General features: G+C 60.6%; 1 protein-coding gene. It reads right to left on the reverse strand.

Translation table 11 applies throughout. The features are described from left to right. Positions 1–304 precede the first annotated feature (304 nt). The gene (locus Q0349_RS01520) at positions 305–1,156 is read right to left on the reverse strand and encodes an NlpC/P60 family protein (RefSeq protein WP_298079039.1); all 852 of its coding nucleotides are present in this window, start codon (positions 1,154–1,156) and stop codon (positions 305–307) included. Positions 1,157–1,349: the final 193 nt, after the last annotated feature.

Below are 1,349 nucleotides of genomic sequence, written 5' to 3' on the forward strand. Positions count from 1 at the left end.
GGGATATTCGGCGTAGCAATTCAAATTTGTGTGGATAACCGGGATTTTGAACAGGTTCTAAACGGCTATTTACAGTTTAGCCGTGAGCTTTTATAGGTTGGGTTAGCGCGCAGCGCGTAACCCAACAACGGAATAGATTTGGCATTCGGTTTGTTGGGTCTCTCTCGCTGCGCAAGCAATACTTGTCGCGGCGCGAGCTGTCCCAGTCGCTCATACCTCGCTAATCCAATCTACGAACACAATCATGATGTGATGGCCAAATTATAAACCGCCTCCAAACAATGCCTTTCGCACAGGGCGGTGGTTATTCAAAGACGTGAACAAACGGTGTTTTCGCGTCCCAGCGGTAGGCGCGCAGCCGGTATTTTTCGCCTATTGTTCGTTTGTAGCGGGCGATGGCCTCGCTCAGGTTTTCGACGACGACTTGCATTTGGTAGCCGCTGGCGTGGATGACGGTGTAGGCGTCGTTGGCAATCATGACGTGGCCGGGCAGGTAGAGCAGGTCGCCGCGTGTGATGCTCTCGCTGTCAACGCGGGTGTGGTGCGCTTCCAGGTATTTTTCTTGCAGGTCGCTGTCGCGCGGGATGTTGTAACCGGCGCGGCGGTAGCTCCATTGGGCGAGCGCCGAGCAGTCCAGCCCGGCGGTGCCGCGTCCGCCCCAGACGTAGCTGCGCCCGAGGTGGCGGCGCGCGGCGGTGATGATGTCGCCGGGCAGGTCGGCGGGGGTGGCGTGGCGGCGGTGCAGCCAGCCGCCATCATGCAGTTGCAGGTAGTCGCCTTCTTCGGCGGTGACGGTCAGGCAGGCATCGGGCGGCAGGGTGGCGCGGTAGGCGCTTTTCAGGTCGGGCGCGGCGGTGACGGGGGCGACGGCGAGGGTGATGTGCGTCCATGCCGGTTCGTCGTCGCGGTGTTCGGCGGCAGTCTCTGGTATCCAGCCGCTGTAGTGGTCGCGCAGGGATTGGGCGTGCAGCCAGCCGTCGCGCTGGTCGAAGATGCGCAGCGGTTCGCCATAGGTGTATTGGCTGAGGCGGGCGCTCGCGGCATCGGGCGCGGCGTGTACCCAGGTTTCGGGGACAGTGATACGGGCGTATCCACGTGGTTCGCCCGCCGGGTAGAGGCGGGCGTCGTGTTCGCTTTGGACTTCTATGTCGTACATACGGGTTCCTTTTTGCGGAAAAGGCGCAATTTTATCGGTTCTGGCGGGATAGCTCCTACCCATTGGCGAGTGAAGGTTGGGTTTGAGGTTTCTGATGGTGGGGCAAGCCCCACCCTACGGCGCTATTTATAGTGGAATAAAACAGAAACAGCCCAAGAATTCCCCCCTCCCCCGCAGGGCGAAGCCCGCAGCG

The organism is uncultured Cardiobacterium sp., assembly GCF_938028185.1.
Lineage (GTDB): Bacteria > Pseudomonadota > Gammaproteobacteria > Cardiobacteriales > Cardiobacteriaceae > Cardiobacterium.

Bases quoted from the DNA above. Each gene is read 5' to 3' on its own strand.
- Q0349_RS01520 (WP_298079039.1), bottom strand. From the start codon at position 1,156: ATGTACGACATAGAAGTCCAAAGCGAACACGACGCCCGCCTCTACCCG.